The organism is Paenibacillus sp. V4I9, from assembly GCF_030817295.1.
Taxonomy (GTDB): Bacteria; Bacillota; Bacilli; order Paenibacillales; family NBRC-103111; genus Paenibacillus_E.
Genome location: NZ_JAUSZE010000001.1, coordinates 7,465,573 through 7,487,223, shown reverse-complemented (window position 1 = coordinate 7,487,223; position 21,651 = coordinate 7,465,573). Strand labels below are relative to the sequence as shown.

Below are 21,651 nucleotides of genomic sequence, written 5' to 3'. Positions count from 1 at the left end.
GTAAGCTATGTGATGGTCATTACGATCGCCGTAATCAGCATATTAACCAGTGCCAATGGAAGCAGCACTTTCCAGCCGAATCCCATGAGTTGGTCTACCCGTACCCGGGGCAGCGTCGCGCGCAGCCAGAATAGGAAGAACACAACCGAAGAGAATTTCAGCAGGAACCAGATAATACCCGGAATGAAATCAAGGAATGGGAACGGCGAGTGCCATCCACCCAGGAAAATCAAGCTCGTAAGGGAAGCAATGACGAACACGTAAACATACTCCGATAGCATGAAAAAAGCGAAGCGGAAACCACTGTATTCCACATGGTAACCAGCAACCAGCTCAGACTCCGCTTCCGGCAAGTCAAACGGCGTTCGATTGAGCTCCGAGACTCCGGCTATAACAAAAATGATAAAGCCCAGAATCTGAGGAATGAAATTCCAATGCCAGAAACCGCCTGTTTGATGATCAACAATTGTATGTAGATTTAAACTACCTGTCATCATGATGACACCAATAACGGAGATGACGAGCGGTACCTCATAACTAATCATTTGAGCCGCGGAACGCATACCGCCTAACAGCGCATATTTGTTATTCGATGCCCAACCGCCAAGGATGATACCAATCGTAGAAATCCCCGTTAGGGCTACATAAAAGAGCAGACCGACATTCAAATTCGCATTAAACAAACGATCCGAAAATGGAATCGTCGCAATAATTGTGAACGAAGGAATAAACGTAATGATAGGCGCCAGAATGAAAAGCTCGCGCTCTGCTTTTTTAGGAATTGTATCCTCTTTGATTAGAAGCTTGAAGACATCCGCAACACTTTGCAGAAGCCCAAAAGGCCCCGTTCGGTTCGGTCCGATCCGCATCTGCATCCAGCCGATAACCTTACGCTCGAAGTAAATCGCATAGGTTACGAAGCCTAGGACAAGCATCAGCATGACGATGCCCCAGAACAGGAAAACGAAGAAGTTCGTCCATGTTAGACTCTCCTCCAATAAATTCACCATTAGGCATCCACCTCCCCAACGACAATATCGATGCCGCCTAGAATCGTAATCAAGTTGGTCATCGACTCACCGACCAGCAGCTTGGGCAAAATTTGCAGATTCACGAAGGAAGGTCTTCGGAATTTCAAACGGAAAGGCTCTGCTTTGCCTCGGGAAATAATATAGCAGCCAATTTCCCCGCGCGGAGACTCAATAGCCGAATACACTTCCCCTTCTGGAGGACGAATGACTCTAGGCACCTTGCCCATGGTCTCGCCTTGCTCGGGAAACTGCTCAACAGCTTGCTCCAGGATACGAAGGGATTGCTTAACTTCCTCCATACGAAGCAAGTAACGATCATAGCAATCGCCGCCGCTGCGAACAGGCACGTCGAACTGAAAGCGGCTGTACAGGCTGTACGGCTGCGTTTTGCGGATATCCCAGTCTACACCCGTACATCTCAAGTTAGCGCCGCTAAGGCCATACGCAATGGCTGTCTCTGCATCATACTTGCCTACACCCTTGATACGGGATAGAAATATCTCATTCCCCGTTACTAACGTGTGATACTCTTCCAATTTACCGTACATATAAGGAATAAATTTCTTAACTTTATCGATCCAACCCTCTGGAGCGTCCCACTTCACCCCTCCTACACGCATGTAGTTGTAGGTTAGACGAGCGCCGCATAATTCGTTGAACAAATCGATAATAATTTCCCGATCACGGAACGCATATAAGAACGGGCTCATCGCGCCAATGTCCAACAAATAGGTTCCCCACCACACCATGTGAGAGGCGATACGTTGAAGCTCCATCACGATTAAGCGAAGGAACTCCGCTCGTTCTGGTACTTCGAGCTGCATCATTTTCTCTACGGCATTCACTAGCACGTAGTTGGTTGTCATCGCCGATACGTAATCCATACGGTCCGTGTAAGGAATAATTTGTGTATAGCTAAGGTTCTCCGCTAATTTCTCTGTTCCTCTATGTAGATAGCCCATCACGGGTATTGCTTCTTTAATAACCTCTCCATCCAACTTCACGATCACGCGGAAAACCCCGTGCGTACTAGGATGCTGAGGACCAACGTTTAACAGGAGTTCTTCTGTCCGTAACACGAGCTACACCTCCGGGTCAAGCGGTTCGTAATCTTTGCGCAGTGGATGGCCGACCCAATCGTCAGGCATCATGATTCTTACTAAGTTAGGGTGACCTGGGAAATCGATACCCAGTAGGTCGAACACTTCCCGCTCATTCCAATCTGCGGTAGCCCATACTGGAGCCACAGAAGGAATGCTTGGCTGCTCTCGATCTGTTTTCACTTTCACACAATACTCATGCTTGTGTGTGAGGGATAACAGATGATACGCCACCTCTAGGTGCGTCTCTTGGTCAACGCCCGACAGATTGCGCAAGTAATCGCAGCGAAGCTCTTTATGATCCCTGAGCGTCAGCGCGGCCTGCAGCCAACGTGAGCTGTGAATGACTACGTAAGGACGATGCGCATCCCTTTCGTTGATGAATGCGTCGACGACGGTGTCTTCGCCAACGTCGGCTTTCAAAATCGCGACCAGCCGATCAAGCAGCGGCTGGTTCGGTGAAGGCTCCTTCGGCGCTTCAGGCTCCGCCGACTCGGGCTTCACCCCGCGCGCGCTAGCTCGCGCAGCGCGTGCTTCTGCGGCGGCCTGGACTTTGGCCGCCTTCTCGTCGTCCCCAGCATCCGCAGACGCTGGGGTTGGTGCTGCTGCCGACGCGGGCTCGCCCGTCGGCTCAGCGGCCGCCCGCGCAGCGAGGCGGGCGGCTCTCGCCGCGGCGCGCTCCGCTGCCGCGTCACTGCCCTTCGCTGCGTCTGCGTCGCCGCTGCCAGGATCTTGCTCCGCAAGCTCAGCCGCAGGCGCATCGCTCGGCTCGCTCGTCGTCTGCGCAGCCGGGTCAGCGGCCTGCTTCTCCGCCGCGCGATCTACCGCAGCCTGCACGTCCGCGCTAAGCGGCGTCTTACTCGCGCGCGCCTCCGGCGGAAGATCGCCCACTTTAGCGATTGCTTCCTCTAAAGGCGATTCATTCACTTTCTTTCCATCATCAGTTGGAGACGGGGCTACCTTCTCCTCCGGCTTCTTCTCATCACTCATCGATTGGTCACCTGCTTCCCAGTCTTCGCTTCATAGCGAATCTTCTCCTGAAGCTTGTTTATCCCATAAATGAGTGCGGCCGGGTTCGGTGGACAACCCGGAATATAAACATCAACCGGAACAATTTGGTCAACTCCCTTAACGACGGAGTACGACTTCACATAAGGTCCGCCTGCAGTAGCGCAGGACCCCATCGCAATGACCCATTTCGGTTCAGGCATTTGTTCGTAAAGACGGCGCAGCAAAGGAGCCATTTTCTTCGTTACAGTCCCCGCCACAATCATGACATCAGATTGTCTAGGAGACGTACGGAAGATGACTCCGAAACGGTCTAAATCATAGTGGGATCCGCCGGTACCCATCATTTCGATGGCACAACAGGCCAGACCAAAAGTTAACGGCCAAAGCGAATTACTGCGAGCCCAAGCTTTCACTTGCTCCAGTGTCGTCATAAAGACATTACGGTTTAATTCTTCCCGTTCTTCGGGAGATATTGACTCTAGACTGAAGTCCATTGCAGCACCTTCTTCTTCCAAGCGTATATTAATCCAATGGCAAGCAAGGCTACAAAAATACACATTTCCACTAAGGCAAATAGTCCAAGCTGATTAAAAGCAACAGCCCACGGATACAGGAACACGGTTTCCACATCAAAGATAACAAACATCAAAGCAAATAAATAATAACGAATGTTAAACCGGATTTGTCCCTCACCTACAGGCTCATTACCACTCTCATACGTCGTATACTTTTCATCGACGGGTTTACTCGGTCTCAACCATTTGCCTACCGTTAGCGCTATCATAGGGAGAAGAATACCTAATCCTAGAAAGATCGCTACGATTACATAGTTATTTGTATACATCATGTGAATGTAACCGCCTCCATTCGTATTTGCTTTTCTTATGCGTGCTACTAGTTTTGGTAATATTCACCTTCAATATTATAACAAAAAGCCTTTTGGGCGTCGATGACTAATTCCAAACCCCACTTTTCATTCCTAGTGAGTAGATTTTCCATAATTATCTTTTTTTAATCTTCCTATTCGAAAAAAAAGCGGAGGAACCAAAGTTCCCCCGCTTTTCATCAAACATCTATTATTTCCCGGACACACTGATACGATTTACTGCTCTTTGCAAAGCAGCTTCCGCACGTTTGAAGTCAACGTTATCTTGTTTGGTTTCGGCTATACGCTTCTCCGCACGTTCTTTCGCTGCTTTCGCACGATCGATATCAATTTGTTCTGGTAGCTCGGCGCTTTCCGCCAATATAACCACCTTATCCTTGCGCACTTCCATGAAACCGCCGTTTACCGCGATGATTTCGTCTTTAGAGCCCTGTTTCTTCACAGTAATAGGCGCAATTTTCAATGGAGTGACCAGTGGAATGTGATTCGGCAGAATTCCAAGCTCCCCTTCGACACCCTTCACGCTAACCATGTTCACTTGTTCAGCGTACACTTTGCGCTCCGGAGTAACAATTTCCAGTAGGAATGTACTCACTTGGATTCTCCTCCCTTAGAGTTTTGCTAGGCAAAACTGGCTTCGTAAGCATTACTGCGTTGGCATTAAGCCAAACTTACAGTGTTTTTGCTTTCTCGATAGCGTCCTCGATCGTTCCCACGTTGTGGAAAGCCACTTCAGGAAGGTTGTCGTGCTTACCTTCAAGGATTTCTTTGAAGCTGCGCACAGTTTCTTTCAATGGAACATAAAGACCTGGGAAACCGTTGAACGGCTCAGCAACGTGAAGAGGCTGAGACAAGAACAAGCGGAGACGACGCGCACGCTGTACAGTCAATTTATCCTCATCGGATAACTCATCCATACCCAAGATTGCGATAATATCCAGAAGCTCTTTGTAACGTTGAAGAATTCGTTTAACACCTTGTGCTGTTTTATAGTGATCTTCGCCAAGTATTTCTGGCGTCAAGATACGGGAAGAGGAAGCAAGTGGATCTACCGCAGGGAAAATACCTGCTGCAGCAATACTACGCTCCAAGTTCGTTGTTGCGTCCAAGTGAGCGAAAGCCGTTGCTGGAGCCGGATCCGTATAGTCATCGGCAGGAACGTAAATCGCTTGAATGGAAGTAACGGAACCTTTTTTCGTGGACGTAATACGCTCTTGCAGTTGACCCATCTCTGTTGCCAGAGTCGGTTGGTAACCTACTGCTGATGGCATACGGCCCAGCAATGCGGAAACCTCAGAACCTGCTTGAGTAAAGCGGAAAATGTTATCGATGAAAAGAAGAACGTCTTTGCCTTCTTCATCACGGAAATACTCAGCCATTGTCAAACCGGACAAAGCTACGCGAAGACGCGCGCCTGGAGGCTCGTTCATTTGACCGAATACCATCGCTGTTTTTGCGATAACGCCGGAGTCTTTCATCTCGTGGTAAAGGTCATTACCTTCACGAGTACGCTCTCCAACGCCTGCGAAAACGGAGATACCGCCATGCTCTTGTGCAATGTTGTGGATCAATTCTTGCATCGTTACGGTTTTACCTACACCCGCGCCGCCGAAGAGACCGATTTTACCACCCTTAACATAAGGAGCCATAAGGTCGATAACTTTAATTCCTGTTTCAAGAATCTCTGCTTTTGTCGACAAGTTCTCGAAAGCTGGAGCTTCTTTGTGAATGCCGCTTGTAAATGTACGGTCAACGCCTTCGATACCATCGATTGGCTCTCCCAATACGTTAAATACGCGACCTAGTGTTGCTGCTCCAACCGGAACGGTAATTGCAGCTTTTGTATCTTCAGCTGCTGCTCCACGCACAAGTCCGTCAGTTGAGGACATTGCAATACAACGAACCAGGTTGTCACCAAGGTGAACAGCTGCTTCGACTGTCATTGTGGATAGTACGCCATTATCATTTCTTTCAATCTTGATTGCATTCAAAATTTCAGGGAGTTGTCCGCGTTCGAACTCAATGTCGACGACTGGCCCTGTAATTGTTACAACGCGCCCTTTGCTCATGGTTTCCCTCCTAAGAAAAGCTTTGCTTCCGTAGAAGCTTTAATATCATGCGTTCGCGTTCGCTCCAGCAACGATTTCCGATATTTCCTGGGTAATCGAAGCTTGACGCGCACGGTTGTAGGCTAATGTGTAGCCGCTGATCATTTTCGTTGCGTTCTTCGTAGCGGAGTTCATCGCTGTCATTCTCGCACCAAACTCACTTGCTTTACCTTCCAATACAGCACTGTAAATAAGCGTTTCAGCATATTTAGGCAGCAATACTTCCAGAACGCCTTCTGGTGATGGCTCATACTCATAACTTGCAGCAGCCACGCCAGTTACTTCTTCCATAGGAAGCAGGCGGATCATAGTTGGAATTTGGGTAATCGCATTTTTGAATTGGTTGTATACCAAGAACAACTGGTCATACGTTCCGTTTTCGAAGTTCTTCACTGCTGCAGTAGCCACAGATTTAATATCCGCGAATTTCGGTGAATCCGGAACACCTGTTACTTCTTCTACAATTGGCATGTTGCGTTTGTGAAAGAAGTTGCTGCCTTTACGTCCGATTACAAAAATCGAATATTCAGCTGTTGATTTATGGTTTTCACGAATCTCGGTCATGACCTTCCGCAACACGTTAGCGTTGTAGCCTCCAGCCAATCCACGATCCGAGGTGATTACTAAATAGCCTGTCTTCTTCACTTCGCGCGACTGTAACATCGGGTGTTTGATCCCTTTGCTTCCAGCTGCGATGCTTTGAACGACTTCTTTCAACTTATCGGAGTAAGGACGTGCTGCTTCCGCAGAACGTTGTGCTCGTCTCAAATTCGCTGCAGAGACCATTTCCATCGCTCTCGTAATTTGTTTCGTGTTTTGTGTGGACTTGATTTGGCGCTTAATCTCGCGCATTCCTTTTGCCATACCTGCTCACCTCTCTTTTGAGGCTTAGAAAAGCCTTCATTCGAAGACCTGAATTCAGGCGATCAGCCTGCCCAGGATTAACATGGTAGACAAAGCTCCATTTCAACATGAAGCTCTGCCATCATGATTTATTCAGAAGCTGCGAAGCTCTTTTTAAATTGAACAATTGCTTCTACTAGCGCTTTATCGTTATCCGGAGTGATGTCCTTCGTATCACGAATGCTGTGTAGAATTTCTGGACGGTTCGATTCCAGGTAAGCCAAGAATTGACCTTCAAAACGCGTTACGTCTTGAACAGGAAGATCATCCACATGCCCTTTAACAACCGTGTAAAGGGAAGCAACTTGCTTTTCCAAAGACATCGGTTGGTGAACACCTTGTTTCAAAATTTCAAGCGTACGAACACCACGGTCCAAACGCGATTGAGTAGCTTTATCTAAGTCAGATCCGAATGCGGCAAATGCAGCAAGCTCACGATATTGTGCCAAGTCAACACGAAGTGTACCGGCAACTTTTTTCATCGCTTTCGTTTGTGCAGAGCCCCCTACACGGGATACAGAGTTACCAACGTTAACCGCTGGACGCTGACCTGAGTAGAACAAGTCGGATTCTAAGAAGATTTGTCCGTCCGTAATTGAAATTACGTTCGTAGGAATGTAGGCCGAGATATCGCCTGCTTGTGTTTCAATGAAAGGAAGTGCCGTCATAGAACCGCCACCTAGCTCATCATTCAGTTTCGCAGCACGCTCTAGAAGACGGGAGTGCAAGTAGAAAACATCCCCTGGATAAGCTTCACGACCCGGTGGACGACGAAGCAAAAGGGATAACTCACGGTAAGCAGCTGCTTGTTTGGACAAGTCATCATAGACGATCAACACGTGCTCGCCTTTGTACATGAAGTACTCTCCCATTGCGCAACCTGCGTACGGAGCCAACCAAAGCATTGGTGAAGGCTCGGAAGCAGAAGCTGTTACAACGATTGTGTAGTCCAAAGCGCCAGCGTGACGAAGTGTTTCAACAACACCTACGACAGTGGATTGCTTTTGACCGATAGCAACGTAAATACATTTAACTCCGTTGCCTTTTTGGTTGATGATCGCATCGATTGCGATCGCTGTTTTACCTGTTTGACGGTCACCGATGATCAACTCACGTTGTCCACGGCCAACCGGTACCATCGCATCAATCGCTTTGATCCCAGTTTGCATAGGCTCATGTACCGATTTACGGGCCATAACGCCTGGTGCTGGGGATTCGATTGGGCGGAATCCAGTTGTTTCGATAGGACCTCTACCATCGACTGGTTGACCCAGTGGGTTAACAACACGGCCGAGAAGTGCGTCGCCTACAGGAATTTCCATGATGCGGCCGGTACGTTTTACTTGGTCGCCTTCACGAATATCTTTGTAAGGTCCGAGAATAACGATACCTACGTTGCTTTCTTCCAGGTTAAACGCGTAGCCCAGAACGCCACTTGGAAACTCAAGCAGCTCGCCTGCCATTACGCTTTCCAAGCCGTGAGCACGAGCGATACCATCACCAACTTGAATGACTGTACCTACATCAACCACTTGGATATCGGAATTATAGTTTTCAATCTGTTGTTTAATCAATGAGCTGATTTCTTCAGGTTTGATACTCAACGAACTTCACCCCTATTCTTACAGTGCTTGTGTTAAACTAACGCTTTGGCCAAACGATCCAACTTGCCTGCCAAGCTTCCATCATATAAACGATCACCGATGCGCACTTGAACGCCACCGAGCAATTTGGGCTCGACTTCATTCGAAACACGAATCGTTTTACCTGTTACTTTGCTGAAATGTGAAGCAATCTCATCTTGCTGAGCATCCGTCAATTCGAATGCGGAGTAAACAATGGCACTCGCTTGTCCAAGGGCTTCATTCGCAACCTTGACATAGTCGTTAACCAAGGCTGAAAGAATCGATTGTCTTCCTTTATCAATCAAGACCAGCAGCGTGTTCCACACCGGTTCGGAAACTTTGCCTTCGAAAATCTGCTTCAGCAGGTCCGTTTTAGCGGAAGTCCCGATGTTCGGATGGTTCAGGAACTTCTGCAAGTCTGCATTGTCCCTAATCGCACTAGCTACAGATTTCAACTCTTCTTCAACTTGGGAAATGATACCTTTATCCTTCGCTACTTCGAACAGAGCTTTGGCATAACGCTTCGCTACGACGATGTCACTCATACGTTGCCTCCTACCTCTTTGAGGTAATGCTCAACCAGTTGTTCTTGTGACTTTTCGTCGATTTGCTTTTCAATAATTTTGGATGCGATCAGAACGGACATCGCGCCAACTTGGCTGCGAAGAGCGGCAACCGCTTTGTTCTTCTCATTTTCAATATCTTTAAGGGCTTCGTCTTTGAGACGAGCGGACTCTGCTCCAGCAGCACGAATAATTTCATCCGCTTGCTTGGAACCCGTTTGCTTCGCTTGCTCAATGATTTCGTAAGCTTCCTTACGTGTTTTTTGCAGTTCTTGCTTTTGTTCCTCTAACAGTAGTTCAGCTTGCTTGCGGCTTGTTTCTGCTGTTTGAATTTGATCTTTAACCAATTGTCTGCGTTTCTCCATCATGCCGAACAGAGGACCGAACGCAAATTTAGAAAGCAACAAATATAAAATTAAGAACGCGATAAGTTGAATCCAAAATGTGGACCATTCAATATGCAAGTAACGTCACTCCCTTCTGATAACATGGGCAAAACGAAGGCGTGGAGGCTATTGCCTTCCGCGCCAAGCGATTTATTAGCCTGCTTTTCCCATAAAGATGAACGCAAGAACCAATGCAACGACCGGCATTGCCTCAACTAGACCTACCCCGATAAACATTGTTGTTTGAAGCGTACCACGAAGTTCTGGTTGACGGGAAATACCTTCCAAAGCGCGACCTACGATCAAACCGTTACCAATACCTGCTCCTAGTGCTCCTAAACCGAATACGATACCTGCTGCTACTAATGCTATTGCTCCCATTGATAAAATCCTCCCTCAAATTCTTAAGTTTGTTTTTGTATAAGTGACTCGAGACTTCCCGAGGTAAGTCTTACTCTTAATGCTTTTCTTCGTGAATCAACGTTTGCGAGATGTAAACCATTGTTAGCATCGTAAATACGAAGGCTTGAATTGCACCAACGAACACACTGAAGCCCTGCCATACGAAGAGAGGCGCAATCCCAAACCAGCCTGCCCCAATGATGACAGATATCATAATTTCACCTGCATAAATATTACCGTAAAGACGGAAAGCGAGCGTAAGCGGCTTCGATACAACTTCAATCAAATGAAGGATCAGCATAGCCCCTTTAAATTCAAAGTAATGCGCGAAATAATGCTTCGTATTACGAGTTACCCCTAGATAATGACTGAGCAAGATGACGATAACCGTAAGCGCTCCTGTTACAGCGATATCTGCTGTCGGTGATTTCCACCATGATACATGATCTTCAGTCACGATCGAGAACGGAAGGCCAAGCATGTTGCCGATAAAGATGTACATAATGAGCGTAAGACCAAGCGCGATAAAGCCTTTGCCATGCTTCGAACCAATCGTGCTTCCAATAATGCCTTCTACAAACTCAATGGTCCATTCCATAAAGTTTTGCAATTTCGAAGGATTCGTTACCGATGCTCGGCTGGCCCCTGCGATTGCAAGGATAAGCACGATAATGGTGGTAATTCCGATCATCATGAGTGCAGATGCGTCGAAGTGAATACCTAACCACTCAAATTCTGGTGCGTGATGTTCCATGTTTTCCATTTTCACCCCTTTCATCCATTGAAGTTACATCGTGGAATTACTTCTTAGACTTTCGAATAGAAAGAATACCCAGTACGAGTGTTGCCAATTGAGCAAAAAAGTATCCAACGATCGTTGTAGATAACGCAACATGTTCGGGATACCTTACGGCAACCAAACCTACGAACCCAGCGATTGCTGCCCTAGTAAGAAAACCTAGGGTTACCTTCCGCCCGGTCTGCTCTATCGCAGCTGCTGCCAGCTTGTTAATCTTCCAGGCTAAAAACCTTGCGCTGATCATACTCGCAATCGAACCAAGCATAATACCGGCAATGTAAATCCTGTAGTCGACAAGAAGCGCCCATGCAGCCAAACAAAAGGATAAGAAGAAAAGAAATACATTTTGAACCGTTTTCAGAGTGGCTGAAAAGTCATCCATCATAGCCCTCCGTACTGCTTTATCATGAAGTAAATGCTAATGATTCCGGTTACAAGCCCGAGCAAAAATCCGCCTAACAACCAAAGCTGTCCCCCTAGTGTGTGACTCAACCAATCGCCGAGAAAATATCCGGCTCCTAAACAAACAACGAGGTCAATACCAATTGCACTAGTTAACGCTACTGCCCGCCACGGATTATCATTGGGATTTGGCCGTTTCATCGCATCCTCCTGAGAGTTTTCCACATAGGAAAACCCGCTTCGTAGACATAGTGCTACGAATCCTCATTCATTGTATCGAAGCCATGCAAGGTTTGTCAATTGACGGAACTTCATTTGTGACTTCTTACAAAACCACTCAGAGCCTTGCGGCTCTAGGGTTTGCGAGTTTCCAAACCAAACAGTCGAACTGTACGCTGTAGCGTTTGTCATGATTTTGTCACGGTTAGAATGCTTCCGGACGCTCAGAGGTCTTGCCGAAGTGATAAAGTATCGCTTGCACGATGCGTTCAGACGATTTTCCATCCCCATAAGGGTTGGCGGCTTGACTCATTTTGTTGTATAAATCTGGATCGGTTAGAAGCGCGCGAGCACGCTCATAGACCACTTCCTCATCCGTTCCAACGAGTTCAAGCGTACCTGCCTGGATACCCTCAGGACGTTCTGTCGTATCCCGCAGAACTAGAACCGGCACACCAAAAGACGGCGCTTCTTCTTGAAGACCACCAGAGTCTGTCAGGATCATATGGGCGTGCGGATAGAAGTTGTGGAACTCGAATACGTCAAATGGGTCTACCAGCTTGATGCGTGGGTGATTGCCCAGGATCTCATGTGCGGGTTCCTTGACTGCAGGACTTGGATGTACGGGATAAACGATCGCAATGTCTTCGAATTCATCTGCAATACGTTTCACTGCACGGAAGATTTGACGATGAGGCTCACCTTGCGCTTCACGGCGATGCGCCGTCATCAAGATCAGCTTGCGGCCCGCTGCCCATTCCAGAACAGGATGATCAAATTTCTCCTGTACCGTGTATTTAAACACATCCGTAACCGTATTCCCCGTCACATAAATCTGGGATTCAGATTTATTTTCTTTCCGCAGATTATCAGCCGATTGCCCAGTTGGCGCAAAGTGCAAATCCGCTAGCACACCCGTTAATTGACGGTTCATTTCCTCCGGGTAAGGGGACATTTTGTTCCACGTACGAAGACCTGCCTCTACATGTCCCACTTGAATTTGCTGCATGAATGCCGCATAGCTTGCAAGGAATGTCGTCAATGTATCGCCGTGAACGAGAATCAGGTCAGGCTTAGCTTCTTGGAAGACAGGCTCCAAACCTTGCAATACACGCATCGTAATCTCATTTAACGTTTGGCGGTCTTTCATGACGTTCAAGTCGAAATCCGGTTTAATTTTGAAAATATCGAGTACCTGATCCAGCATTTGTCGATGCTGAGCTGTCACACAGACAAGGGACTCAATATGTTCAGGATGCTTCTCCAGCTCCAAAATAAGCGGAGCCATCTTAATCGCTTCGGGTCTTGTTCCGAAGATCGTAATGACTTTTAAACGTTTCATCGGTTTCTTCTCCCCTTAGAGCTTTCCGTAGGAAAGCTATTCTTCGTAAGCATTAACTTTAGAGCTTTCCATAGGAAAGCTTACTTCGTAAGCCAATTACTTAGTGCCGAACAGACGATCCCCTGCGTCACCAAGTCCCGGTACGATATAGCCATGATCGTTCAGGTAGTCATCAACGGCAGCTACGTAAATATCAACATCTGGATGCTCTTGTTGAACTGCTTTGATCCCTTCTGGTGCTGCAATTAAGCACATCAGCTTCATTTGCGTACAGCCTCTGCGTTTCAGCACTTCAATCGCCATATTCGCGGATCCGCCTGTGGCCAGCATCGGGTCAATAACAATTAACTCCCGCTCCAGGACATCTGTCGGCAGCTTCACATAATACTCGACAGGTTGAAGCGTGTCAGGATCACGGTAGAGTCCAACATGTCCAACTTTAGCAGCAGGAATCAGCTTAAGTATCCCATCTACCATACCCAGACCTGCACGCAGGATCGGAATGAGTCCCAGCATTCTGCCAGAAATAATACGGCAATCTGCTGTAGTCACAGGCGTTTTCACCTGAATATGCTCAAGCGGAATATCTCTCGTAATCTCATAGGCCATTAAAGTCGCAACCTCGTCTACGAGATCTCGAAAATCCTTCGTTTTCGTATTCTCATCCCGAATATAAGTTAACTTATGTTGAATTAACGGATGATCACAAATAAATAACTTCCCCATAATTTCCTCCTAAAGAGCTGAGTTTTATATGTATTTCACAAAAAATATCGTCATGGTACGACAAACCTCGTCCATTATATCATATGTTATCCAACTTATCCTCTGAAAAACCAAAGCTTCCGTGAATATCCATTTTACAAGAAAAAACCACTAGGACTATTCACCCGAGCGGCTTTGGAATAACATGATCAGCTCAATCTACGATTTCGGGGCAGAACCAGATGCTCTTGAAATCGAACCAACCAAGCGTATTGAAAGAAATACCTTGAAGGTGTGGACTATAAACTAATTGTTGGGTTGTATGTAGAAGAAATAAGACCGAGTGGTTATGCGATAATAATCCTTGCATGGAGCGGATTCGTTGTAAACGTACCTGACTGTCAGGCTCAGCTTCGATGGAGGCAATGGTTTCATCGAACGTTCTGCGCTGTTCATCGGTCGCGTAAACGCGCAGCGCCAAGTTGCCTATCTTATACATCTCAATCAGACAACGGGCCTCATCGTCATCTGCGACAACCCCGCCGACAATGATATCTGCGCATTGCATCCTATGCACTTTGGACATTTCCTCAAAAGAATATTCTTGTAGAGCAACCTGAATTCCGATTTCGAGGCAGCGAGCATGAACCCATTCAGCTAGAGCACGGTTTTTTGGGGTGAAAGTCATCGTTATCGGCTGGCCTTCATATCCGCATTGACTTAGTAATTCTCTAGCTCGTTCAGGCTGGTCATCTTCCGGCAGTTCGACTGGCGAATCGGTCGGCAAGAAATCTGCTGCAGGTATCGCATTATATAACCCTAGTTCCTTAATCATACCGCTGCGGTTAAGTACTAGCTGCAGCGCTTGACGAAAATGGATATCCTGCTGAGGCCCTTCCTTTCGTAAATTAAAGACCAGCATGCTGGAACCCAGCATCATGATTTCTTTTTTACACCAATGCGCCGGTGTCGGCTGTTTAGAATGACTGAGCTTGCCCATTTGGAAGTTCAGCTGCTGCCACCTTCGCTCACTCACCATTTCCGGAACACAAAGCAGTTCGATACGATCCAGGTGGGCGGACTCCCGGTAATAATCCACGAACGCTTCGAATGTTACGCCTCCCTCATCATATCTCGTAATCCGAAATGGACCAGTCCCAACGGGCAGCATGCCTGGATCGCTCACTTTCTGAGGACTGTACACATCAGCCGGTACGATCGCGGCCTGGTAGGAACTTACGTAGTGTGGAAACATATAATTCGGCGCATTCAACTCGACTCTAACGGTCAGTCGATCCACTGCGCGGATGTCTCTAACAGATTCCAGCAGCCATCGGTTTGGAGAATCTTCCGTGCCTAGCGTACGCACCCGATTAAGCGAAAACACCGCGTCTGCCGATGTCATCTCACGACCATGATGGAATCGTACCCGCTTACGTAAATAAAATGTCCAGATCGTTGCATTCTCATTACATTCCCAGTCATGCGCCAAACCTGGCTCTAAGCTGCCGCAAGCAGGATCAAAATAGATCAGCGTATCGAAAGCCTGCTTGACGAAATGGAGATCACCAGAGAATAGCACATCCACAGGGTCTAGGGTCAAGACTCTCATCTGCATCGGCAATCGAAGGGTTTCAGGATCGCCAGACTCAAGGGTCCCTCTATACCCAAAGTAACTTCCTAACCAAGCTAAGAATCGATCCATGACTCCTGGATCCAATCCTTCTATTTGAAACAAACTCATCGCGCTGTTCAAATTCCCCTGCTCAACATGCAATTTCGCTTCAGTAAACAAAAGATCTTCGACGGAAGCCAGAAACCGGATCGTAGAACGATTACCGCGCCCGCGACCCGGTGTCCAGGAAATCCACGCCATCTCAATCATCTTACGAATCAATATTTTCACATTGCGTTCCGTACAATACAGGTAACCGGCTATTTCTTCAACGGACACGGGCACATCCATATCTGTTTGTTGAAAATTGTGGACCCGCATTATTGTTGTTTTCAACTGCACGTACTGTAAAACAAGCTGCATGGATGCAACCTCCTTTTACACGAATTACCAAGAAGTATAGGTCTGCCCCCATACTTTCGTCAACAGCCCCTGGACCGATAAAAGGGTAAAAAAAAGCCGACTCCAGAGAGCCGGCCTGAACATTTTTTAAAACTAGAATTAATAAGTTAAACCTGGGTAAAGCGGATACTGTGCTGTCAGGTCTTTCACTAAACCGCGTGCTTTTTCCAAAACAGCTTCGTCTTTCGGGTTTTTCAAGGTAAGTCCAATAACTTTCGCGATTGTTTTCATCGCTTCTTCATTCATACCACGGGATGTTACAGCAGGTGTACCAAGACGGATACCGCTAGTGATGAACGGACTTGTTGGGTCAAAAGGAATCGCGTTTTTGTTTGCTGTAATACCAATTTCGTCTAGAACGTGTTCAGCGTCTTTACCCGAAATGTTCAAGTTGCGCAAATCGATCAGCATCAAGTGGTTATCCGTACCGCCGGAAACAAGGTTAATACCTTCAGCTGTTAGAGCAGTCGCCAATGCTTGCGCATTGTTGATCACGTTTTGTCCGTATGTTTTGAAATCTGGTTGCAGAGCTTCACCGAAGGAAACAGCTTTTGCTGCAATCGTATGCATCAAAGGACCACCTTGCGTACCAGGGAAAACGGCCTTATCGATCGCTGCAGCCCAAGCTTTGCGCGTAAGAATCATACCGCCGCGAGGACCGCGAAGCGTTTTGTGCGTTGTTGTCGTTACGAAATGTGCGTGCGGCACTGGGTTCGGGTGCAAACCAGCCGCAACAAGACCTGCAATATGTGCCATATCGACGAAGAAAAGTGCGCCGACATCATTAGCAATGGAAGCCAATGCTTCGAAATCAATCGTGCGCGGGTAAGCACTTGCGCCAGCTACGAGCATGCGAGGCTTGTGTTTGAATGCAGCTTTACGAACATCGTCGTAATCAATGCGGAAATCTTTTTCGCTTACGCCGTAAGCTACGAAGTTGTACAGAATACCGGATGCATTCACAGGGCTACCGTGCGTTAAGTGACCACCATGTGCCAGGTTCATACCCAGAACAGTATCACCAGGGTTTAGAGCCGCCAAGTAAACAGCCATGTTGGCTTGTGCGCCGGAATGCGGTTGAACGTTTGCATGCTCAGCACCGAAAAGCTCTTTTGCACGATCGCGAGCGATATCTTCTACGATGTCTACATGCTCACAGCCGCCATAGTATCTTTTGCCTGGGTAGCCTTCAGCATATTTGTTCGTTAGCACTGTACCCATAGCTTCAAGAACAGCTTGGCTTACGATGTTTTCGGATGCAATAAGCTCAATTTTGTCACGCTGACGGGCAAGCTCAAGGTTCATGGCTGCTACAATTTTAGGATCTTGTTTGCTCAAAAAGTTTGTCATATTAAATTCCTCCTACAGGATAATCTTATTTGTTAAGTCTTTATTCATTGAGGTAAATGGCTAACAATCCGCATCGGGTGCGGCTGTTTGATAGAGCTGATCAGCGATATCTTGCGAGTATACTGCCCTTGTACCACCGACCAGCTTAGGCCGGGTAAAAGCCATCGTTACATAGGCATGGCCAATGTTTCGCACTGGCGGTCTTGCTGGCACAGCAACTGGGCGCAGATGCATCCCGATGAGTGTGCTGCCAATATCGATTCCGGCATGTGCCTGAATCATCTCGACAACGACCGGCTTCGCGAAATGACGGTACGCATAGGAGGCCATCGAGCCTCCGGCCCTTGGCACCGGAATGACAGAGACAGGCTCAAGCTGAGGCGCATGCGATAGCAGCTCTTCCTCAATAACAATCGCGCGGTTCAAATGCTCGCAGCATTGAAAAGCTAAATGCAGCCCGAACTCGCGGCTTATTCGCTGCGCCGTTTCAAAAATCGGCTTGGCCGCATCCAGCGTACCCGATGTACCGATCCTATGCCCGAGAATTTCACTCGTGCTCGTTCCGATAATCAGAATGTGACCTGATCTTAGATTGCCGACTTTGACCAATTCCCGAAGATTCGTTTCCAAAGCCTCGGCAACATTAGAAAGAATGGAATCTGTCATCGTGATCCCTCGTTTCTCGAATTTTCCGTTAGGAAATATTCTATGGATGCAGTGTGAAACGGTCTTCGATACTTTGCACTTTGTTAATCCGATTCTGGTGGCGAACACCTTGAGAAAACTCGGTTTCGAGCCAAATTTTCACGATTTCCTCTGCTACACCCGGTCCAATAACACGTTCCCCTAAGGCAAGTACGTTCGTATCATTGTGCTCACGCGTCGCTTTCGCTGAAAATAGATCATGCACAAGTGCACAGCGGATGCCCGGAACCTTATTCGCGGCAATCGACATCCCGATACCCGTTCCGCAAATCAGAATACCTTTGTCAGCTTCGCCTGATACCACTTGCTCACAAACTTTAAGCGCATAGTCGGGATAATCGACCGAATCTGCACAGGTGCAGCCGTAATCGACGACTTGATGACCTAATGACTCAATAAAAGGAATGATAACATCTTTCAAACGATAGCCTGCATGATCCGCACCTAAAGCAATTTTCATGAGTAGAACGCTCCTTTGCTTGTTCGAAATTCGACCATCCTATTATATCCCAAAGCTCACCAGAAAACGAAAAAAAGAGCGGACACGCTAGAAAACGCGCGTTGCTCTTTTGCCCAGGCGACCGGCCGTATAGCTCAATGCTCCATTGTGGTTACTCCCACTCGTCGCCAGTTACATTGAGTCTTGATTGATACCTCTATTTTATCGCATTCTACCCCATGTGTAAAGATGTATCCGCAATTCGTATATATAGAACGTGAGTTATTTGGAGCCTTCGTTTCGTGCACGTATTTTCTGAACCAATTTATCTAAACTCCCGCTGATTTCCTCGGCCGTTTGTCGGTAAGTCTCTATGGAGCCTCCGAACGGGTCAGAAATGTCAAAGTCAGGAATCGCATGTTCAAGTTTATAAATGCGGCTTCTTTCTTCTACAGACACTTCTTGCGAAAGAGCCTGTTTGAGCTGAAGCTCCGTAACGAGCTGCTCCCTTTCCTCAATCGCCTGTAAAATATGAGCATCATCCAGGGCGTACTCTTTGAGCGTAAAAGTCTTTTCAATCGCACCCGGAAACCGCTGAATGACCGTACGCTTATGACCCATCGTCATCGTCAAAATGAGATCAGCCCAATTCACTTCAGACTCTTGGATCGCCAAAGAACTAATGGACTCCTTGAAGCCCGCTTCCTGTAAAAGCGATGCACTATTTCGGGAAATTGGACCACCCGTCACCGCGGATACCCCTGCTGAACGAACCTCCGCCGCAAGCCCTTCTTGATGCACCCTGATACGCAGCAAACCTTCTGCTAATGGACTGCGGCACGTATTTCCTGTACAGACAAATAGAATTCGCAACATGATTCCCTCCTAATCATAAGCATAAGCTAAGATGAAAACTTTATATACCCTATTGTATCATAGTAAAAACTTGATCCCAAACGTGAGCAAAATAAGCCCGCCAAAAGCCTCGCCATACTCGCCTACCAAGCCGCTTACCCGCCTACCAACCAACAAACCGGCGATGGATAGCAAACCCCCAAACAGACCAAATATCAGCACCGTCAACACAATATCTGTAGCAAACATGCCAAGGGATACACCCACAGAGAATGAATCAATACTGACACTAAGCGAGAAGATCGTCAGGCCCCAAATTGACCTATGATCAAAAGAAGTCGCTTCTTCTCCACGAATCGAACTATATACCATATGCGAACCCAAAAGAATGAGCAAACATCCCCCAGCCGCTGTAGCGACATTCCCTAGCAGCAATGAAACATATTGCCCCATAAACATACCCATCAAAGGCATGAGAACGTGAAATATACCAATCACGAAGCTAATTTTCATAATATCAATCAAACGAATACCCTTCATCCCTATGCCAATCCCTAAGGAAAAAGCATCCAGGCCCAAAGCAATCGCCATAATAATAATTGTTACTAGCTGCCCAAATTCCACCCCAGATGCGAGCATAGCGCTATCCCCCTTGTCCACGTTTCTCTCTCAAGATATGCGGACAAACAGGGAATCATGCTAGCTAAACACGTACAAGCCGGTGACCGGCTGCTTTACGAAGTCGATTCATAATCGCAAGGCCAATCCCCGTTTCAGGACAGCCCTCTGCAGCAATATATTGAATGCCTTCTTGATCAAATTGCCTTAACGCAGCATAAAGATCCTGAGCGATTGTTTCTGGTTGCGATAACGATCCGCAGGCAATAACCAAATCAGCATGATAACAAGAAGCTCTCTCCTCAAAAGTAAGAACACCCGTTGACTCACCTCGTGTTTTGGCAGCATCAATATCGTTTTGGATCCATTCAGCAACAGATTCTGTATCTTCACCATGAACGATATGCATAAATCCTTTTGGTGCATAATGTGTATACTTCATCCCAGGAGCACGCGGTGTTTCGGAATCTTGTACTTCTTCCCGCTCTGGCTCATGAATTCGAATAGCAGGTAGTGCCGATTGCAGCTGCTCTGCCGTAACACCGCCAGGACGCAAAATGTATAGCTCACCGCCTACAATCTCGATAACAGTCGACTCGACACCAACCCCAGTTGCACCACCATCCACGATCCCCCCAATCCGACCATCTAAATCATCTCTGACATGAGAGGCGAGTGTTGGACTAGGTCTGCCTGAGCTATTGGCACTTGGCGCGGCTATAGGAAGTCCCGCTTCACGAAGAAGCTGCAAAGCCACAGGATGATCCGGAATTCGCACACCCACAGTTTTTAGACCAGCGGTTACTAACGGCGAAATGCCACCTGTTTTCACAGGCAGCACAATGGTAAGAGGACCCGGCCAGAAAGCCTCCATAAGCTGGCGATGATCCGACGTAACACGATCAGAAAGAATTAAACTTGAAAGCTGTTCAACATCCGCAATGTGGACAATGAGAGGGTTGTCCGAAGGCCGACCTTTCGCTGAGAAAATCCCTTGAACCGCTGCCGTATTCGTTGCATCTGCCCCAAGACCATATACCGTCTCTGTTGGAAAGGCCACCGTTTCCCCACTTCGGAGAAGCAGAGCAGCTTCAGCTAAATCCTCACCTATCTCGGTCCCTATACCCTGATCCACTTTCCAGTATTTTGTCACGATCATCTATCATCCTAACTTCAAATAAAATTCTGATCCTAATGGGAATGGGTGACTTTTCTTAGCTGAACCACGATACGATCTTCTTCACCATTTCCCAGATAAAAAACTTAACTTGTGGCTGCTTAGCATCAACCGATTCCGTTTTTTCTTCCACTTGTGCATCCTTAACGTCTTTAACGACAGGGTTAGACTTGTCGGGTTTAACCGTTGGAGCAACTTTACTGTCTTTCGTTGCAGGTGTAGGAGATGACTTTACCTTACCATCTCCCTCTGTTTTCGCTACAACAGCAGCCGATGCTACCGCTTCTCCGGATAAGGAATCCACGAAACATAATGGTGGAAACAACACACACCACCAGTTCTGACCTTCCCCCGTTCCAATCGTCACGCGCAGCGCTTCATATTCTCCCGCCGGGTATACTTCATTTCCGTACATTTTCGTTGGAAAAGGGACTTTACCGAGCTCAACTGTATGTGTATAGCTATAGCCACGTGCTTCAATCATTTGTCCAACAAGGATATCAAATTCAGGCAAGTGGGATATTACTACGGCTCTTGCGTCATCCAGCGTTTGCGGACCAACGACCCACTCCTGCATACGAGCAATAATCGCATCACGAATCTCACGTTTCAATGCTTGATCCTGCGCCGAATCGGAGTTTGCTAGAATACGTAAGCGAATAGATTCTTCCGGTATCGTAGGCGAAATAACCGCCGCATTTGAACGATTCGATTCCCAACAAGTTATCATAACAATAAGTGCAAAAGCTACTAATAATAAAGATTTATAAGATTGACGATTAGATCTCTTAACCATGAGGAAAAGCCCCTTTCCCTTCGCTTCTACTAGCCAGTATGGGCAATAAGAGGAGGAGCTAAACCTAGTAAACTATTTAAATTTGTGAAAATGATAGAGTTGGGCTTGGGGGTGGATTCGTTGTTGAAAGAGGTGGCTTTCGGCTGAAGGAG

25 protein-coding genes and 1 riboswitch are annotated in these 21,651 nt (G+C 47.2%); all 25 genes read right to left on the bottom strand.

Annotated features, from left to right (window positions below):
- Nucleotides 1-5: 5 nt before the first annotated feature.
- The 25 genes from nuoH to spoIIR all read right to left on the bottom strand — a co-directional run bounded on the left by nuoH (nt 6) and on the right by spoIIR (nt 21,499).
- Entirely contained in the window at nt 6-1,010 is a 1,005-nt protein-coding gene (gene nuoH, locus QFZ81_RS34535) for an NADH-quinone oxidoreductase subunit NuoH (protein WP_307436691.1), read from the bottom strand.
- Complete coding sequence (locus tag QFZ81_RS34530) at nt 1,010-2,110, bottom strand: NADH-quinone oxidoreductase subunit D (RefSeq protein WP_307436694.1); 1,101 nt, start codon at nt 2,108-2,110, stop codon at nt 1,010-1,012. The genes nuoH and QFZ81_RS34530 overlap by 1 nt, the downstream gene beginning before the upstream one ends.
- A gap of 3 nt (nt 2,111-2,113) precedes the next feature.
- Complete coding sequence (locus QFZ81_RS34525) at nt 2,114-2,635, bottom strand: NADH-quinone oxidoreductase subunit C (protein WP_307436698.1); 522 nt, start codon at nt 2,633-2,635, stop codon at nt 2,114-2,116.
- A gap of 482 nt (nt 2,636-3,117) precedes the next feature.
- Nucleotides 3,118-3,636 (bottom strand): NuoB/complex I 20 kDa subunit family protein, encoded by a 519-nt coding sequence (locus QFZ81_RS34520; protein ID WP_029195655.1) that lies wholly within the window; start codon nt 3,634-3,636, stop codon nt 3,118-3,120.
- Entirely contained in the window at nt 3,621-3,986 is a 366-nt protein-coding gene (locus tag QFZ81_RS34515; RefSeq protein ID WP_307449247.1) for an NADH-quinone oxidoreductase subunit A, read from the bottom strand. The genes QFZ81_RS34520 and QFZ81_RS34515 overlap by 16 nt, the downstream gene beginning before the upstream one ends.
- Nucleotides 3,987-4,218: 232 nt before the next feature.
- The gene (locus QFZ81_RS34510; protein WP_307436703.1) at nt 4,219-4,623 is read right to left on the bottom strand and encodes a F0F1 ATP synthase subunit epsilon; all 405 of its coding nucleotides are present in this window, start codon (nt 4,621-4,623) and stop codon (nt 4,219-4,221) included.
- A 76-nt stretch (nt 4,624-4,699) separates the two neighbouring features.
- On the bottom strand, nt 4,700-6,097 hold the full coding sequence (atpD, locus tag QFZ81_RS34505; RefSeq protein WP_171693076.1) for a F0F1 ATP synthase subunit beta: 1,398 nt from the start codon (nt 6,095-6,097) through the stop codon (nt 4,700-4,702).
- Nucleotides 6,098-6,142: 45 nt separating this feature from the next.
- Complete coding sequence (atpG, locus tag QFZ81_RS34500; protein ID WP_171693077.1) at nt 6,143-7,000, bottom strand: ATP synthase F1 subunit gamma; 858 nt, start codon at nt 6,998-7,000, stop codon at nt 6,143-6,145.
- A 128-nt stretch (nt 7,001-7,128) separates the two neighbouring features.
- Entirely contained in the window at nt 7,129-8,643 is a 1,515-nt protein-coding gene (gene atpA, locus QFZ81_RS34495) for a F0F1 ATP synthase subunit alpha (protein ID WP_307436712.1), read from the bottom strand.
- A 32-nt stretch (nt 8,644-8,675) separates the two neighbouring features.
- Nucleotides 8,676-9,209, bottom strand: coding sequence for a F0F1 ATP synthase subunit delta (locus QFZ81_RS34490; protein WP_307436715.1), 534 nt, complete (start codon nt 9,207-9,209; stop codon nt 8,676-8,678).
- On the bottom strand, nt 9,206-9,691 hold the full coding sequence (atpF, locus tag QFZ81_RS34485; protein ID WP_307436718.1) for a F0F1 ATP synthase subunit B: 486 nt from the start codon (nt 9,689-9,691) through the stop codon (nt 9,206-9,208). The genes QFZ81_RS34490 and atpF overlap by 4 nt, the downstream gene beginning before the upstream one ends.
- A 75-nt stretch (nt 9,692-9,766) precedes the next feature.
- A complete protein-coding gene (atpE, locus tag QFZ81_RS34480) occupies nt 9,767-9,994 on the bottom strand; it encodes a F0F1 ATP synthase subunit C (protein WP_167055274.1) in 228 nt (75 codons plus the stop codon).
- A gap of 76 nt (nt 9,995-10,070) precedes the next feature.
- Entirely contained in the window at nt 10,071-10,778 is a 708-nt protein-coding gene (atpB, locus tag QFZ81_RS34475; protein ID WP_307436723.1) for a F0F1 ATP synthase subunit A, read from the bottom strand.
- A gap of 37 nt (nt 10,779-10,815) precedes the next feature.
- On the bottom strand, nt 10,816-11,199 hold the full coding sequence (locus QFZ81_RS34470; RefSeq protein WP_307436726.1) for an ATP synthase subunit I: 384 nt from the start codon (nt 11,197-11,199) through the stop codon (nt 10,816-10,818).
- Entirely contained in the window at nt 11,196-11,417 is a 222-nt protein-coding gene (locus tag QFZ81_RS34465) for an AtpZ/AtpI family protein (protein ID WP_307436729.1), read from the bottom strand. Before QFZ81_RS34465 ends, QFZ81_RS34470 begins: the two co-directional genes overlap by 4 nt.
- A gap of 223 nt (nt 11,418-11,640) precedes the next feature.
- The gene (gene wecB, locus QFZ81_RS34460; RefSeq protein WP_307436732.1) at nt 11,641-12,777 is read right to left on the bottom strand and encodes a non-hydrolyzing UDP-N-acetylglucosamine 2-epimerase; all 1,137 of its coding nucleotides are present in this window, start codon (nt 12,775-12,777) and stop codon (nt 11,641-11,643) included.
- 96 nt (nt 12,778-12,873) lie between these two features.
- Entirely contained in the window at nt 12,874-13,503 is a 630-nt protein-coding gene (upp, locus tag QFZ81_RS34455; RefSeq protein ID WP_307436734.1) for a uracil phosphoribosyltransferase, read from the bottom strand.
- A 193-nt stretch (nt 13,504-13,696) separates the two neighbouring features.
- Nucleotides 13,697-15,520, bottom strand: coding sequence for an ABC transporter substrate-binding protein (locus QFZ81_RS34450; protein WP_307436737.1), 1,824 nt, complete (start codon nt 15,518-15,520; stop codon nt 13,697-13,699).
- 138 nt (nt 15,521-15,658) lie between these two features.
- Nucleotides 15,659-16,909, bottom strand: a complete 1,251-nt coding sequence (locus QFZ81_RS34445) for a serine hydroxymethyltransferase (RefSeq protein ID WP_171642839.1) — start codon at nt 16,907-16,909, stop codon at nt 15,659-15,661.
- Between the two features lie 60 nt (nt 16,910-16,969).
- Nucleotides 16,970-17,575, bottom strand: a complete 606-nt coding sequence (locus tag QFZ81_RS34440) for a TIGR01440 family protein (protein WP_307436740.1) — start codon at nt 17,573-17,575, stop codon at nt 16,970-16,972.
- A gap of 40 nt (nt 17,576-17,615) precedes the next feature.
- On the bottom strand, nt 17,616-18,074 hold the full coding sequence (rpiB, locus tag QFZ81_RS34435) for a ribose 5-phosphate isomerase B (protein WP_307436743.1): 459 nt from the start codon (nt 18,072-18,074) through the stop codon (nt 17,616-17,618).
- Nucleotides 18,075-18,178: 104 nt separating this feature from the next.
- Nucleotides 18,179-18,259: riboswitch (ZMP/ZTP riboswitch) on the bottom strand.
- A 76-nt stretch (nt 18,260-18,335) separates the two neighbouring features.
- Entirely contained in the window at nt 18,336-18,929 is a 594-nt protein-coding gene (locus tag QFZ81_RS34430; RefSeq protein WP_307436746.1) for a low molecular weight protein arginine phosphatase, read from the bottom strand.
- Nucleotides 18,930-18,986: 57 nt separating this feature from the next.
- Nucleotides 18,987-19,547 carry a manganese efflux pump MntP gene (locus QFZ81_RS34425; RefSeq protein ID WP_307436749.1) on the bottom strand — a complete coding sequence of 187 codons (561 nt, stop codon included), beginning with the start codon at nt 19,545-19,547 and terminating at the stop codon, nt 18,987-18,989.
- A gap of 64 nt (nt 19,548-19,611) precedes the next feature.
- Nucleotides 19,612-20,685, bottom strand: coding sequence for an L-threonylcarbamoyladenylate synthase (locus QFZ81_RS34420; protein ID WP_307436752.1), 1,074 nt, complete (start codon nt 20,683-20,685; stop codon nt 19,612-19,614).
- A 55-nt stretch (nt 20,686-20,740) separates the two neighbouring features.
- Nucleotides 20,741-21,499 (bottom strand): stage II sporulation protein R, encoded by a 759-nt coding sequence (spoIIR, locus tag QFZ81_RS34415; RefSeq protein ID WP_307436755.1) that lies wholly within the window; start codon nt 21,497-21,499, stop codon nt 20,741-20,743.
- Nucleotides 21,500-21,651 lie beyond the last annotated feature (152 nt).